This is a genomic window from Picosynechococcus sp. PCC 7117 (assembly GCF_001693275.1).
Taxonomy (GTDB): Bacteria; Cyanobacteriota; Cyanobacteriia; order Cyanobacteriales; family MRBY01; genus MRBY01.
The window spans coordinates 322,821-337,456 of record NZ_CP016477.1 but is presented as its reverse complement, the minus strand read 5'-3'; the positions used below and the strand labels follow the sequence as shown (position 1 = coordinate 337,456).

17 protein-coding genes are annotated in these 14,636 nt (G+C 50.0%); 13 read left to right on the top strand and 4 right to left on the bottom strand.

Going from position 1 to position 14,636, the window contains the following annotated elements:
- Nucleotides 1-2 precede the first annotated feature (2 nt).
- Nucleotides 3-1,091 carry a biotin synthase BioB gene (bioB, locus tag AWQ22_RS01615; RefSeq protein ID WP_065711595.1) on the bottom strand — a complete coding sequence of 363 codons (1,089 nt, stop codon included), beginning with the start codon at nucleotides 1,089-1,091 and terminating at the stop codon, nucleotides 3-5.
- A gap of 218 nt (nucleotides 1,092-1,309) precedes the next feature.
- Here bioB and AWQ22_RS01610 point away from each other — a divergent pair, with 218 nt between their 5' ends.
- The 8 genes from AWQ22_RS01610 (at nucleotide 1,310) to nadB (ending at nucleotide 7,883) form a co-directional block, all read left to right on the top strand.
- Nucleotides 1,310-2,047, top strand: a complete 738-nt coding sequence (locus tag AWQ22_RS01610) for an SDR family oxidoreductase (RefSeq protein WP_065709971.1) — start codon at nucleotides 1,310-1,312, stop codon at nucleotides 2,045-2,047.
- Nucleotides 2,040-2,402 carry a dihydroneopterin aldolase gene (gene folB / locus AWQ22_RS01605; RefSeq protein ID WP_012305941.1) on the top strand — a complete coding sequence of 121 codons (363 nt, stop codon included), beginning with the start codon at nucleotides 2,040-2,042 and terminating at the stop codon, nucleotides 2,400-2,402. Before AWQ22_RS01610 ends, folB begins: the two co-directional genes overlap by 8 nt.
- A 5-nt stretch (nucleotides 2,403-2,407) precedes the next feature.
- Nucleotides 2,408-2,959: a 2-amino-4-hydroxy-6-hydroxymethyldihydropteridine diphosphokinase gene (folK, locus tag AWQ22_RS01600; RefSeq protein ID WP_012305940.1), complete on the top strand. Its 552-nt coding sequence runs from the start codon at nucleotides 2,408-2,410 to the stop codon at nucleotides 2,957-2,959.
- Between the two features lie 125 nt (nucleotides 2,960-3,084).
- Nucleotides 3,085-3,564 carry a DUF4079 domain-containing protein gene (locus AWQ22_RS01595; RefSeq protein WP_062431953.1) on the top strand — a complete coding sequence of 160 codons (480 nt, stop codon included), beginning with the start codon at nucleotides 3,085-3,087 and terminating at the stop codon, nucleotides 3,562-3,564.
- Between the two features lie 442 nt (nucleotides 3,565-4,006).
- Complete coding sequence (locus tag AWQ22_RS01590) at nucleotides 4,007-4,327, top strand: hypothetical protein (RefSeq protein WP_012305938.1); 321 nt, start codon at nucleotides 4,007-4,009, stop codon at nucleotides 4,325-4,327.
- A gap of 50 nt (nucleotides 4,328-4,377) precedes the next feature.
- The gene (locus tag AWQ22_RS01585) at nucleotides 4,378-5,199 is read left to right on the top strand and encodes a ChaB family protein (protein WP_084448940.1); all 822 of its coding nucleotides are present in this window, start codon (nucleotides 4,378-4,380) and stop codon (nucleotides 5,197-5,199) included.
- 194 nt (nucleotides 5,200-5,393) lie between these two features.
- Nucleotides 5,394-5,885 carry a Dps family protein gene (locus AWQ22_RS01580; protein WP_012305936.1) on the top strand — a complete coding sequence of 164 codons (492 nt, stop codon included), beginning with the start codon at nucleotides 5,394-5,396 and terminating at the stop codon, nucleotides 5,883-5,885.
- Nucleotides 5,886-6,209: 324 nt separating this feature from the next.
- Nucleotides 6,210-7,883, top strand: a complete 1,674-nt coding sequence (nadB, locus tag AWQ22_RS01575; protein WP_065709970.1) for an L-aspartate oxidase — start codon at nucleotides 6,210-6,212, stop codon at nucleotides 7,881-7,883.
- A 15-nt stretch (nucleotides 7,884-7,898) separates the two neighbouring features.
- Here nadB and AWQ22_RS01570 read toward each other — a convergent pair whose 3' ends face one another.
- Nucleotides 7,899-8,480: a glyoxalase-like domain protein gene (locus tag AWQ22_RS01570; RefSeq protein ID WP_065709969.1), complete on the bottom strand. Its 582-nt coding sequence runs from the start codon at nucleotides 8,478-8,480 to the stop codon at nucleotides 7,899-7,901.
- 82 nt (nucleotides 8,481-8,562) lie between these two features.
- Here AWQ22_RS01570 and AWQ22_RS01565 point away from each other — a divergent pair, with 82 nt between their 5' ends.
- Genes AWQ22_RS01565 through AWQ22_RS01555 form a run of 3 tightly spaced genes read left to right on the top strand, consistent with a single transcriptional unit; the run spans nucleotide 8,563 to nucleotide 10,131 of the window.
- The gene (locus tag AWQ22_RS01565) at nucleotides 8,563-9,228 is read left to right on the top strand and encodes an RNA polymerase subunit sigma-70 (protein ID WP_065709968.1); all 666 of its coding nucleotides are present in this window, start codon (nucleotides 8,563-8,565) and stop codon (nucleotides 9,226-9,228) included.
- 54 nt (nucleotides 9,229-9,282) lie between these two features.
- Complete coding sequence (locus AWQ22_RS01560) at nucleotides 9,283-9,453, top strand: NAD(P)H dehydrogenase subunit NdhS (RefSeq protein WP_012305932.1); 171 nt, start codon at nucleotides 9,283-9,285, stop codon at nucleotides 9,451-9,453.
- 18 nt (nucleotides 9,454-9,471) lie between these two features.
- Entirely contained in the window at nucleotides 9,472-10,131 is a 660-nt protein-coding gene (locus tag AWQ22_RS01555) for an HAS-barrel domain-containing protein (protein ID WP_012305931.1), read from the top strand.
- Between the two features lie 73 nt (nucleotides 10,132-10,204).
- On the opposite strand, the gene trpB is transcribed toward AWQ22_RS01555, so the two are convergent.
- Nucleotides 10,205-11,458 carry a tryptophan synthase subunit beta gene (gene trpB / locus AWQ22_RS01550; RefSeq protein ID WP_012305930.1) on the bottom strand — a complete coding sequence of 418 codons (1,254 nt, stop codon included), beginning with the start codon at nucleotides 11,456-11,458 and terminating at the stop codon, nucleotides 10,205-10,207.
- 89 nt (nucleotides 11,459-11,547) lie between these two features.
- Complete coding sequence (locus tag AWQ22_RS01545) at nucleotides 11,548-12,690, bottom strand: ATP-binding protein (RefSeq protein ID WP_315862432.1); 1,143 nt, start codon at nucleotides 12,688-12,690, stop codon at nucleotides 11,548-11,550.
- A gap of 585 nt (nucleotides 12,691-13,275) precedes the next feature.
- Here AWQ22_RS01545 and AWQ22_RS01540 point away from each other — a divergent pair.
- On the top strand, nucleotides 13,276-14,079 hold the full coding sequence (locus AWQ22_RS01540; RefSeq protein ID WP_012305928.1) for a PspA/IM30 family protein: 804 nt from the start codon (nucleotides 13,276-13,278) through the stop codon (nucleotides 14,077-14,079).
- Nucleotides 14,080-14,290: 211 nt separating this feature from the next.
- On the top strand, nucleotides 14,291-14,617 hold the full coding sequence (locus AWQ22_RS01535) for a co-chaperone YbbN (RefSeq protein WP_012305927.1): 327 nt from the start codon (nucleotides 14,291-14,293) through the stop codon (nucleotides 14,615-14,617).
- The last annotated feature ends 19 nt before the right edge of the window (nucleotides 14,618-14,636 follow it).

The following is a 14,636-nucleotide window of genomic DNA, read 5'->3' as shown; positions in this document are numbered from 1 at the left end:
GGTTATTGGGCGGCGGAATATTGGCCAGGAATCGGTGCTTCACCCCCTTGTAAGCCAAGGGATTCGAGCATTGCTTGATCCTGTTCGGGGGGTTGGCCCATGGTGGTGAGGTAGTGGCCAATGAGCATCGCGTTAATGCCTGCCTTCAGGCCGAGATGTTGTAGTTCCCCCATCACTGCTTCGCGACCGCCAGCATAGCGGATAATTTGTTCGGGCAAGATAAACCGGAAGATTGCCATGCATTTGAGGGCTTCGTAGACATCGAGGCGGTCATTGCTTCCGAGGGGAGTTCCCTGACGGGGATTGAGGAGATTCAAAGGCACAGATTCGACTTCGAGATCCCGCAGGGCGATCGCCAAATCAACCCGGTCTTCCCAACTTTCACCGAGGCCCATGATGCCGCCGCTGCACGCCTGAATGCCTGCTGCTTTGAGATTTTTGATGGTTTCGACCCGGTCTTGCCAACTGTGGGTGGTGACGATATCGGGGAAGAAATTTTCCGAAGCTTCGAGGTTGTGGTTGTAGCGGGTGACGCCGGCTTCCCGGAGCTGTTGGGCTTGTTCTGGGGTGACTTCGCCGAGGGCACAGCAGGGCTTGATCGCTGTTTCTGCCTGGATGCGGCGCACAGTTTCTAAAATTTGCTCAAATTCATTGTCTCTGGGGCTATTGTACTTAATGCCCCGGCCTTGGCTGACGAGACAAAAACGTTTGGCACCAGCGGCTTCGGCTGCTTTGGCCTGTTCAATAATTTCTTCGGCGGTTTTGAGGCCATACACAGGGGAATCTTCGCCGGGGTGGTGGGCGGACTGGGAACAGAAACTACAGTTTTCGGAGCAACTGCCAGATTTGACATTAACAATGCTGCAGAGGTCAACGGTATTGCCACAGCATTCGTGCCGGATCAAATCTGCAGCGGCACAGAGTTTGAGGATATTTTCGGGGCCAGTGATGGCGGTGAGACGGAGAGCTTCGGTACGGGTGAGGCGATCGCCATTAATAATCCGCTGCGCCCAGTCATTTAACCAAGCTTCGAGGGCCGGGCCGTTGGGAATTGCAGTGGTGGGGGCGGGGGTTTGCGGGGTGGGCTTGATCGGTACTTGAACCACGTTGACCTTCTCTCTCTTTTACTAAAAAAGTATTCCAAATTTTATCATTCCCGTTTCCCTGGCTTAAAGGTTCTCTGTACATCTGTTACATCTTCAGGCAGCGGTGGCGGATCTCTCGGTTGGTACGCATCATCCGGGTCACGCTTGCTTTCTCCAGAAAGAATAGGTTAACTTCTATGGGTTTTAATTGCCGAACGGGAACCATGAGTCAACAAACCGCTTTAATCACAGGGGGAGCAAAACGCATCGGTGCGGCGATCGCCCGGACCCTCGCCCAGGAAGGAATCAATCTCATCCTCCATTACCGCTCTTCCCAAGCCGAGGTAGAACAACTGGCCGAAGAGCTTTCAGCTTTGCCAATTTCGGTGGATATTGTGGCGGCGGATCTGCTCCAGCGGGACAGTGTGGAGGCGATGATCGAGACGGTGAAAGCGAAAACGCCCCAACTAGACATCTTGATTAATAATGCCTCGATGTTTAATACGGAAAGTTTGTTTGCCCTGAGTCCAGAAAATCTCTGGGACAATATTCAAGTTCACGCCCTGCACCCTTTTCTGTTGACGAAAGCGTTCTTTTCTAAAGAATCTAGCCACGGGAATGTGATTAATTTCCTTGATACGCGCATCTACGGCTACGACCATGAGCACGTGCCCTATCACCTGAGCAAAAAGATGCTCCATAGTTTCACGAAGATGTTAGCATTTGAGCTTGCCCCCAATGTTCGTGTCAATGCGATCGCCCCAGGCCCCATCTTGCCACCAGTTAATGCGGAGGGAGATGAGCGGGTGCAAGCCGTGATTGCAAAAACCCCCCTGGGACGGTTTGGTGATCCACGCAATATTACCCAGACGGTACTGTTTTATTTAAAAAATGACTTCATCACTGGCCAAGTCATTTGTGTTGATGGTGGGTTTCACCTAGGAGAAAATTTCTATGTCTAAAAGCCTCGATAAAATTTATATTCGTGACCTGCTGTTGCGCTGCATTATCGGCATTTTTCCGGAAGAACGCACCAAAAAACAGGATGTAGTGATCAATGTGGTGATGCATGCGGATCTCACCAAAGCGGGCCAAACCGACAGTATCGATGACACCGTTGATTACAAACGAATCACCAAGGCAATTTTGGCCGCCATTGAGCCTTCTAGCTACAATTTGATCGAAAAAATGGCCCAGGTCGTCGCTGATATTTGCTTTACCGATGCCCTTGTCGAAAAGGTAGAAGTCACCATTGATAAACCCGGCGCCCTCCGTTTTGCCAAGGCTTCGGCGGTTACCATCTACCGGGAGCGTTAAAAGCCATGGCCCAGAATCGTGTCTACCTCAGCGTCGCCTCGAATATTCAACCGGAAGCCAATATCTTGCAAGCGATGACGGAATTAAAGCAGTTCTGTCAGCTCAAAGCGGTCTCGCGGTGTTTTGTGACGGACGCGATTCCGGCCCCAGGCCAAGCCCCCACCAAGGATCTGCCCTATTACATTAACTGTGTTGCCTTTGTCGAAACAGAGTACGAGGCGACAGCATTTAAGTTTGATATTTTGCGATCGCTCGAAACAAAGCTCGGCAGAGTCCGCACTGCTGATAAATATGCCCCCCGCACCCTGGATCTCGATATTTTGCTCTTTAATGACGCGGTGATCCAGGCGGAAAATTTGGTCATTCCAGATCCGGATATTAAAAAGCGTTGGTTCCTCACCCAGGGCATCCTCGATATCAACCCAGACCTTTCCCTCCCCGATGATGCCCAGCCGCTCCGGGTTTATCTGCAGCCCCTCTTGGATGATTTGGCAGCCACCAACCAGACCTTCACCGAAGACCAAACGCTCCGGGAAAAAATTTTGGCGATCGCCTAACGGTCACTCCATCCAACCATTTGTGATCCATTGGCCATATTTCCTCTCGCCGAAAGTCGTGGGCGGTTTAACGAATCCTCTAAGATAGAGAACGCAAACTTTTTAAGAAAATTTTTAGAAATAACATGGGTGAGTTCATTCGTCCTTATCTAGAACCAATTGCCGCTTGGTTCAATACTTTACCGATCCCAGAAATCGTTACCCACTGGGGGCATCCCTTGATGATGGGCATTGTCATCGTGGCCGTCGGTGGTTCTGCCGCCGTTAAGGGTTGGCAGATTCGCCGTAGTGAAGATGTCAGCGACAAAAACGAGAGCGCCTACTGGCACAAAAAAGCAGCGCTCTGGCTCACAACCTTTATCAGCCTGGGTTGGACAGGGGGTGTTCTTTCTCTAGTCATGCAGGGAGAGCCAATTTTTGAAAGTCCCCACTTCTGGACAGGCACGATCGCCATTGGGATGTTGATGGCCAACGGTGCGCTATCGATCACAAAATTCCTCGGCAAAGATTCCCTGCGCACGGTGCATGCCTATGTGGGGTCGGCGGCGATCGCTCTCCTTGTGGTCCATGCTGCCCTCGGCATTAATCTCGGTTTATCCTTCTAAATCAACAGCTTAAATTTTACGCCTAAAAAGAAAATTTCTGGGGGTCGTCATCCGGGCGGCCTCTTTTTTATTGTATCCGCCCAGATATTTAGTGGCAGCTTGCTAAAATTATATGGGAGCAAAATTAAACAATAAAAGATTATGGTTAAAGTCTTTTTTGAGCAATTCAGAAAGACTTTAAAAAAACGGTTCGGTTTAGGTTCGGGAAACCGAATAAATATTGCAAAAACAATACCTTTGAAATTTGAAACCCTTGATAAATAAGCATTTCAGAAGCGATCTATGTCTATCGATAGATGTACTCAGTCGGAATATTTCATAATATTAAAGGTGTAGTCAAGCAAAAACGAATTCGATTTCAAAACAACATTTTGAACTTTGAATCTGACCCGTGCTTGATTTTTTGAAGAACACATCAACAAGGAGGTTTAAGCCTTACTTTATGGCTAACCAACTAAATAAAACCCTAGAACAAAACGCAGAAAATCAAAAACGCTATAAAGAGAAAGTCAAAGCGCAGATTGATAAAATCGACGCCCGCATTGATGAGTTCCGTGCCAAAGTTGATCAAGCAGAGGCAGACGGCAAACTCAAATACCAAAATATGCTCGAAGAGCTAACCGCCAAGCGGGATGCTGCCCAACAGAAATTCGACGAACTTCAGAATGCCAGCGAATCAGCCTGGGATGACTTGCAGAAGGGCTTTGAAAGTGCTTGGCAAGAGTTAGACCAATCCTTCCAGAAAGCTGTCAACAACTTCTAATCCTCTGTCTCACCACGCAACACGAACAAGAGACAATGGGAGGATAATCCATGACTACGGCAACCCTTGATCAGAACCAAAACAATCAACAAACGGCTGATCTTCAGACCAAAGTACCCTGTACTGTTTCCGCGATCTTTGAGGATCGCCAACAGGCAAACAAAGTACTAAGGCAGTTGCTCGATATGGGGGTGAAACGAGAAGACATCTCCATCATCGGTAAGAATCTGCAGTCAGAAACCCAAATCACTGGTTTCTTCGGTCGGGCAGATTTCATTAAAGAAGGTCTGCAGTCCGGCGCAATCTACGGTGCCCTCTTCGGAACCCTATTTAGTGCCCTGAGTGGCTTCGGTGTCCTATTTGTTCCTTTCATTGGTACGGTGGTCGCGGGTGGCCCCATCGGTGCGGCCCTCCTCGGCGCAACTAGCGGGGCGATCGCCGGTGGTGCAGGTGTCGGACTCATCTCTGCCCTCGTTAGCCTCGGCATGCCCAAAGAAAAGGCAGCCATCTACGAAACGAAGATTAAAGCAGGTGGCTTGATGCTGACCGCCGAAACAAGTCAGGGTACTGCCACAGAATTAGAAAGTCTCTTCCAGGCGGAAGGCGGGACAGACATTCTCTCCTGTAAAGACTTCTTGCTCTCCCGCTTTGATACTGGAAAAGTCAGCTCAACCGAGGATTTGCCGGAGTCTGTGCGCTCACGCCTTGCTGATGCGGCCCAAGAAACCTTTGTCGAGGTTTACAACCAGGTCTACACAGAGAAGCAAAATCAACACGTCGCTGCCTACCGCGCTTGGATGCGGGTCGAAGATGAATACGAACAGAACAGCCAGGGCATCTGGGCAAAACCCAAAACCCTACAACAGGCCTAGGTTAAACCTTGACTCACAGTGAGCACGCTGAAGCATTTAAGAACCATGAATTCTAAAAAACCTTAAAGCAGAGTTTGTCCTAGAACACAACTCTGTTTAGCCCGGGGGTCGGAGCGAATGACTTCACCCTGCTAACCGGGCCTCTCTAACCCATTTACCAAATCCCTTTAACAACATTAGGAGGAAAATATTTTATGGCTACGACTTTACAAGCCCCCACCACTGGTACAACGACCCAAAACCAAGAGGCATCCTTAACGATCGCCCAATCTCTGTCCCACATTCTGGCAGATACCTATTTGCTTTACCTAAAGACCCAGAATTTCCACTGGAACGTCCAAGGGAATCTGTTCTACGGTATTCACAACCTACTTGAAGAGCAGTATCAAGCCTTGGCGATCGCCGTAGATGACATTGCCGAACGTATCCGGGTCTTAGGCTTATCCGCCCCTGGTTCCTTCCATCAGTTCCTAGAATTGAGTTCTCTCAAGGAGGCCAGTGGTTTAGCCAGCGCCGAAGAAATGATCGCCGAGCTATCGAATGACCACATCACCCTGACCGAGAAGCTGAAGGGCGTCCTGCAACAGGCAGAACAAAACCACGATGTTTCTACAGTAGAACTCCTCAGTGGCCGGATCCGCGATCATGAGAAACAAGCTTGGATGCTCAGTAGCATTGTGCGATAAATCGAAACTTTCACTGAAAATTTGTTGATTTCGGTTAATTTTGCCCATGATATTCATCTACTGCGGCTATAGCTTCAAGTTATTTTCCCAATGGCTAACTTACCGTTAGTTTCAGCCAGGAAAATTTCCCAACACCCCGAAAAAAAAGCAAGTCCCTCCGTTCTGGGGGGATTTTTTTTGTGAATTCAATGGCAGAAATGTTTTTCTTTTGCGCCATCGCCTTGAAATCAACCAGGCGTCATGGGTAGTCAAGGACAACTCACAGTTCGCCGCGGTTTAAAGCTATAGTGATTAGAATTTATTGCCCACCCACTGCCCAAAGGAATGACCAGCGTGACCAATTTGCCGACTCAATTTGATGTTGTTGTCATTGGGAGTGGCGCAGCGGGCTTGTATGCAGCCTTGTCCTTGCCGAGTCATTTACAGGTGGGTCTCATCACAAAGGCAAAGCTACGCACTGGATCGAGTAAGTGGGCCCAGGGCGGGATTGCGGCGGCGATCGCCCCGATGGATTCCCCAGAATTACATTTCCAAGACACCCTCAAGGCGGGGGCGGGCCTGTGTGACCCTGAGGCTGTTGAGTTTTTAGTTAACCACGCGAAGGAAGCCATTGATCATCTGGTGGCCATGGGAGTCGCCTTTGACCGTAGGGATGGGGAACTGGCGATGACCCTGGAGGCCGCCCATTCCCGCCCCCGGGTGTTACATTCTGCCGACACCACCGGCAAAGCGATCATTACCACCTTGATCGAGCAGGTGGTTGAACGTCCGAACATTCACATTGTTTCCCAGGCCTTTGCCCTCCAACTCTGGCGCAATGAAACGGGCCGATGCCAAGGGGTCAGTGTTTTATTTGATCACCACATCCAATGGATTGCCGCAGGAGCCGTAATTTTAGCGACAGGCGGTGGCGGCCAAATTTTTGCCCAAACCACAAATCCCACTGTCAGTACCGGGGATGGGGTGGCCCTAGCCTGGCGGGCAGGTGCCCAGTTGCGGGATCTCGAATTTTTTCAGTTTCATCCCACGGCCTTAACGAAACCGAACGCCCCCCATTTTTTGATTAGTGAGGCGGTACGGGGTGAAGGGGCGCATTTATTGGGGTTTAATGGCGATCGCTTTGCCTTTGACTACCATCCCGACGGTGAACTCGCCCCCCGTGATGTGGTCAGTCGCGCTATTTTTAGCTACCTAGCCGAAAATGCCGGTGATCCGGCCAATGCCCATGTTTACCTCGATCTGAGTGTGATCCCCGCCGAAAAAATCCGCCGTCGCTTCCCGAACATTATTCGGATGTGTGCCGAGTGGGGGGTGGATGTTTTTACGGAGCCGATTCCTGTGGCCCCCGCCGCCCACTATTGGATGGGAGGGATTACCACCAATACAGACTGTGAAACCTCGATTCCAGGGCTCTATGCCATTGGCGAAACCGCAAGTACGGGCGTCCATGGGGCGAACCGTCTCGCGAGTAACTCCTTGCTAGAATGTCTGGTTTTTGCGGCGCAACTGCGGGATCTCCAGCCAAAACCATCGACCCTAGCGGTACAAGATCCTGAGATCCAGACCATCACCGCAAGCTGGAAAAAATTATCCGTTAAAGTGCAAACGATCCGGGCCGATCTCCCCCTATTGCTCTGGCAAAGCGCTGGTATTTGTCGAGAACAAAAAATCTTACAGGAGGCGATCGCCCAGGTAAGCACCTGGCAAAAACAACTCCAGCAAATGCCCCTGGCGCAATTTCTTCAGGGCCATCCCCCACAGCAAATCCATCTAAGGCATCCCGATGCCGAGGCGCAAATTCGTCTCTACGCAGAAACCTGTAATCTCACCGATGTTGCCCTCTTAATCCTCAAGAGTGCCCTCTGGCGTACCGAAAGCCGTGGTGGGCACTATCGCACCGACTATCCCAACGCTGAAGTCCCTTGGCAAGTGCATACGTTAGTTGAAGGGGAAACGTTGCAACGTTCTGCACCGTCGCGCCTGGGGCCGTTACGTTGATAAACCTATAGCGAGTTAATTAATGACTTCTGCGAGTTCGATCACCCGTTCATCCCAGTCTTTGACCAGAAAGTTTAAGGGTTTTTCCTGGCGAATTTTATATTTGAGACGGCGGGCTTGGACACGGAGCAGGAGCGCTTCTAAACAATCCTTATCGAAACAAACGTGGCGTTGGCGATTCTTTTTTCCAAGGCTCGCCCCAGATACCACATGGAGTTGGGTATTTTTTTTCAGTTGATACCATAACCCGTCTGCCCCCCCCAAGGTTTCAGTGCGGCCCATCGCCATGGGACTGGCCCCCATATACATCGGGTCAAGGCTGGCGGCCCCTAGGGTTTGTTCATAGTTGTAGTAGTAGTGGAGGGGGACATCGGCGACGGGGAGCTGCAAAATTCCTTCATAAAATCCCCTGGCCACTTCTAGATCCGAGACCATAATCGTGTGGACTTTGGGGGCTGTGGTCAGAAACATCCACATGGCGACCCCATAGGCACAGAGCAACATCACCATGATGCCTTGGGTGGAAAACAGGCTATCGAAGGCGGGGAAAAAGGCTGCCATTGAGGGATGGGACAATGCAGAGAAAGCAACGGTCATGGAACAAAAGTTGGGAGGTGAATCGCTTATGATTAAAATCAAGTGACGCCGCACAGGCACTTTTTAGGCATTATTGCAGGACATGATTCAGATTCCGAGTTTTTCTGAAACCAATCATCCACTGATTTTGGCCCTCAATCATTATAGCGATTCGGATCTGCTGACTTTTTGTCAACGCTATTCTGATCAAGGGAAATACTTCACAGGGATTTTTTGTCGATATGCGCCGTTGGTGTACACGCTCGTTGGCCATGGGGGGCGATCGCCTGTGCAGACGGACTATCTTTTTGCCCTGACCTGGCGGCAAATTTTCCACGAAATGCGCACCCTCGATTTAGAAGCCCAAGGGTTTCAATCTTTACAGCAGTGGCTTTTGGAAGTGGCAACGGCCTACCAGGATCAGTTTGAGATTCCGCCGGTGGCCAGCATTAACTATGACATTAAGCGGACAACGCCGCCCCTGTGGTGTTACCTGGAACAAGCCTTGGATTTAGTTCCGCCACTGCCCCGGTTGATTGTGGTGCTCGCGGATCATTTTCACTGGAGCTCGACCCGCATTTCTGCCCATCTCCAGGCCGAGAGAGAGTATTTGACCGTTGAGGATGTGGAGAATTGGCTTAACCAAGGGCGTCAATTGATTTTAGAAGAGTTGCCGACAGATATTCGCACGATCTACTTTCCAGAATCCCTACCCCAACTCAATAACGAAGGCGATCGCCTGACAGATTCGGCGAGTAACGCCAATTGAACGCGCTATGATAGGTAAAATTTCTTAGTCATTTCAGTGAAAGGTTTGGAAGCGATGATTCTCCCTGGTAGCACGGTGCGCGTAATCAACCCCGATGACACCTTTTATCGGTTTAAGGGCCTCGTCCAACGGGTCAGTGATGGTCGGGCAGCAGTTCTTTTTGAAGGGGGGAACTGGGATAAACTGATTACCTTTAACCTCGCGGAGCTTGAAGTCACGAAATAAGTCCCTTTGGCTCGTCCTATGCGTCTGCCCTTGCCCCAATTTTCCCCTGGCGATCGCCACCCCGATCACATTGCCGAGGTCATTGAAACTGCCACCACTGAGTTTACTGCCCAATGTTTGGAGCCGGAAGACCTCAGCTTCCCAGTGATGCCCCCCTTTGGCAGTTGGGTAAAATCCTATGACGAAGAATCAGGCAACATCGTCTACGGGGTCGTTACCTATGTCACCACGGCCCCCATTGATTCAGTCCATCGGGCCAGGGCCTTGGGGATGAGCCTCGAAGAGTTGCGAGAACAACAGCCGCAAATTTTTGCGATGCTCAAAACAGAGTTTCGGGCGGCCATCGTCGGTTTTGAAATTCCCAGTAATCGCCGCAATGGTCGGCGGGGCGAAGTGTTTCAATATTTACCGCCCCGTCCCCCCCAAATTCACCAATCGGTTTACCATTGCGAGCCGGACGAAATTATTCACTTCACCGACAGATTAGAGTTTCTCCGGGTGCTTTTGCAGGTGAATTGGGTGCCCCCAGAATCCCTCATGGCGGCAGCAGTGCGGGAAGTCTACCGACTGCGAAAAGGCGATCGCCAATGGTTAGTGGATGTGGGTCGCATGATCAGCACCCTCCTCAAGGACGACTACGACCGACTCCGCTACATCCTGAGTCAGATTCATTGGTAGCCACAAAAAAAGAGGGATTACAATCAATCCCCCTCGTTATTTACCGTAATTTAGACTTTAATCTCGAATTTCTCTAGTCCCAACCATGGCGATCGAGATATTTTGCCACCGTTTGTACATCCTTATCGCCCCGACCAGAACTATTGATCACAATGCGCGGACTACCCGACAACTGGGGACAAAGGGTTTCTAAATAAGCAAAGGCATGGGAGGTTTCCAGGGCGGGAATAATTCCTTCTAACTCGGACACCCGTCGGAAGGCAGCCACTGCATCTTGGTCAGTGACACTGTAATATTCAGCCCGACAAGTATCTTTGAGGTAGCTGTGTTCCGGGCCGACGCCAGGGTAATCTAAGCCCGCACTGATGGAATGGGCCTCGACGACTTGGCCTTCGGTGTCTTGCAATAGGTAGCTCATGGCCCCATGTAGGACCCCTGGTTTCCCTTGGGTGAGGGTAGCGGCGTGGTGACCACTGGTGATCCCAGACCCTTCGGCCTCAACGCCAATCAAGCGCACGGTCGAATCTTTAACAAATTCGTGGAAAAGCCCCATGGCATTGGAGCCACCGCCCACACAGGCAATCAGAATATCCGGGAGGCCACCCCACTTTTCTGCACATTGTTGGCGAGTTTCGGCACCAATGATCGCGTGGAAATCTCGCACCATCATCGGGTAGGGGTGGGGGCCAGCTACGGAACCGAGGATATAGTGGGTTGTCTCTACATTTGTTACCCAGTCCCGAATGGCTTCGGAGGTGGCATCTTTGAGGGTTCCAGTGCCCGCTTCTACGGGTTGGACGGTGGCTCCTAATAATTTCATCCGGAAGACGTTGAGGGCTTGGCGTTCCATGTCCTGCACCCCCATATAGATAATGCATTCCAGCCCAAACCGGGCACAGACCGTCGCTGTGGCAACGCCATGTTGACCCGCACCAGTTTCGGCGATGATGCGTTTTTTGCCCATACGTTTGGCGAGGAGGGCCTGGGCGATCGCATTATTGATTTTGTGGGCACCCGTGTGGTTGAGATCCTCCCGTTTCAGGTAAATTTGCGGGCCAGAACCATCGGGGCGAGCATAGCGAGCCGTCAGTCGTTCCGCGAAATAAAGAGGACTGGGACGACCAACATAATCCTTTAATAGTCCAGCTAATTCTGCTTGAAAAGTCGGGTCGTTACGATACTGGGCATAGGCCGCTTCTAATTCAGCCAAAGCGGGCATCAAGGTTTCAGGCACATATTTACCACCATATTTCCCAAAACGCCCAAAGGCATCGGGTTGATTGGGGTTAAAGGTAGTGTCTTGGGGAGAAATGGGAGAAATAGTCACGGTGTCTGTATCAGGTGAAATCAACTAGGTCTGGGTCAGCTTTATTGTAACTTGATCAAACTCCCTCGCAGATACCCTAGAGCTGCTTCCTAGGCATTGTCCTTGGAGGAAGATTGCATCGGAAAGGAAAAGTAAAAAGTAGAGCCTTCACCAAAGGTAGAAGTCAACCAAATTTCACCACCATAACGGCGCACAATTTTTTTACAGACAGCGAGGCCAATGCCTGTCCCGGAATATTGACTCTGGGAATGGAGGCGTTTAAAAGCGTAGAAAATTTGCTCAAAATAATCGGCTTCAATGCCAATGCCATTGTCGTGGCAGCTAAAAACCCAGTGGTTATCGTTTTGGACGGCACTGATCCGAATCTGGGGGGGCACCTCTTCCCGGCAATACTTGAGGGCATTTTCGATTAAATTTTGGAAAATTTGACTGATTTGTAGGGGATTTCCCTGGATGGTAGGCAAGGAATCAATGGTGAGTTTGGCGCTTTGTTGGGCGATCGCCGAACTGAGTCGATTACAAACCTGATGGACGATCAAATTACAATCCACATCCACCGCCGTATTTTCTACTCGATCGACCCGCGAATAGGTTAAAAGATCTTCAATGAGCTGGGTCATCTGGCGCACGGAATCTTGGATCGCATTGAGGTAACTACTCCCTTTTTCATCCAGACAATTGCCGTAGCGCACCTGGAGCAGTTGAGACCAAGAGTAAATACTCGCTAAGGGTTGCTTCAAATCGTGGGAGGCAATGTAGGCAAATTGTTCAAGCTCCTGGTTGGATTGTTCAAGTTTGAGCTGCATTGCTTCGCGGGCCTTCATCTCTTGCCGGAGTCGCTCGTTGGCTAACTTGAGGGCCTGTTGATTCCGCTTGCGTTCGATGGCGTAGAGAATTGAGCGGAGTAATGTCTCTTGGTCAAAGGCGATATTTTTTTTGATTAAATAATCCTGAGCCCCTTGGTGCACCGCTTCGAGGGCTAACTCGGCATCATTGGTATTCGTCAGCACCACAATGGGAACGTCCGGAGCAATGCCCATCAGCATCGGGAGGGAGCTGAGGCCTTGGCTGTCGGGCAAGCTCAAATCGAGCAAAATCACGTCAAAGGTTTGGTCTTCGAGACAGGCGATCGCCTTTTCGAGGTGGGCAAAATGCACAATATCGCACTGCACCATCTCAATATCTGCCAGTAGATCCCCTAACAATTCAGCTTCCGCCAAATTATCTTCAATGAGCAGAATATGTAGATCATCATAAGTGCATAGTTTAGTCGCGACAGTTGGGGAAGTCAGGCCAAATTCACTTGCAATCTCGCTTTTTCACCCCAGGCTTTTCCCTTGAAAAGTGGCCGTTACTCGCCTACTTGCATCGATATCAGGAATCTATATCCCTTCGATTTACAACTGGTGCTGAATTTTCACGAGGATGATTTTTCCAGGAAAGTCACTATCTTACAATAACCTATTTAGGCTTTACCCCATTGGTTAGATATTGATTAGATATCGTCATATTTTGTTTTACTAATCTCAAAATAATACGAAAACCAGCCAAGATAGCAGTGTGGTCTTAAAAATTAAACTTAGAAAATCGAACTCGCATTGACCACCAACTACACCAAAATGCAACTTTTGCGGGTGAATACAGCTTTCCTTTGGGCATTCACACCCGACGAGCTTCTTAGCCAATGACCCAAGCAGTAGAAGCGACTACCATAGAAAACCAAAGGAGTGATTAAAATGTAAAGGAGTATGCTTACCCCTTTGCCAGAGTAAGTCACAGTTTAAATTGCACTCAATCACGTATAGAGATATAGCATCATGGGATTTTTAGATCGTCTTGGTCGTGTTGTTAAAGCCAACCTCAATGATATGGTCAGTAAGGCCGAAGACCCCGAAAAAATATTGGAACAGGCCGTTGCCGATATGGGGGAAAGTTTGGTGCAATTACGCCAGTCGGTGGCCCGGGCGATCGCCGCCCAGAAAAAAACTGAGCAACAGCTGATCAAAAACCAAACCGAAGCGACCACTTGGCAAAAGAAAGCAGAATTAGCCATTAAGAACGGTCGAGAAGATCTTGCCCGGGAAGCCCTAGTCCGGAAAAAAACCTTTGCGGACACCGCAGCAGTCCTCCAACAGCAACTGACCCAACAAAATGCCCAGGTAAAAACCCTCAAGGAAAACCTCCTTGCCCTAGAAAGCAAAATCCAAGAGGCCAAAACCAAGAAAGATATGCTTAAGGCCCGGGCCAACGCTGCGAAAGCGAATGCCCAACTTCAGAGCACCATGAACAACATCGACACCAGCAGTGCGATGAGTGCCTTCGAGCGGATGGAGGACAAAATCATGGAACTCGAAGCCCAATCTGAAGCAACCAATGTCTTGGGCAGTGCCAGTTTAGATCAAGAATTTGCCCAACTCGAAGCCTCCAATTCCATTGATGATGAGTTGGCGATGCTCAAAGCGGCTTCCCAGGAAGCACCAGCCCTAGAAGCGGCCAAGATGGTGGATGAAATGGAAGAAGTATCCGATACTCCCGTCGAAACTCCCGAACCAACGGATGCTGATTTTGCGGCGGTGGATGCTGAGCTGGAGGCCCTACGCACCCAAATGAAAAATCTCTAGGGTCTTGCCTTGAGGGGGGCTTTATCCCGGTTTTTGGGTCTTGAAACCTTACAAACAGATTACTTGGCTGGGTAGAAGTCCAAAGAATTCCTACCTGGCTCGCTTATGGAGTTTTGTGGCTGTTCGTAAATCCATTGATCCAGCGATCGCCGAAAACTGTTAACGTAAGGAACTGTCTTCATTTTGTAAGTAATCAAGGAGTTCACCCCCTGTGAGTGGCAGCGTTTTGGAAATTACCGATTCCCAGTTTGAGCAGGAAGTCCTCAACGTCAATCAAGATATCTTGGTCTATTTTTGGGCCAGTTGGTGTGGGCCTTGTCGGTTAGTTTCGCCCTCGGTCAGTTGGGCCGCCCAGGAGTATGGCGATCGCCTAAAAGTCGTTAAGCTCGAAGTAGACCCCAATCCGGAAGCCGTTGCCCAATGCCAAGTGGAGGGGGTGCCGGCCCTGCGCTTTTTTAAGGCCCAGAAGGTTGTGGCGAGCCATGAGGGGGCGATTACGAAGCAGGGTCTTAAGGATTTTGTTGAAGCCCAACTGTAATATTTTTCAGCGATTTGAT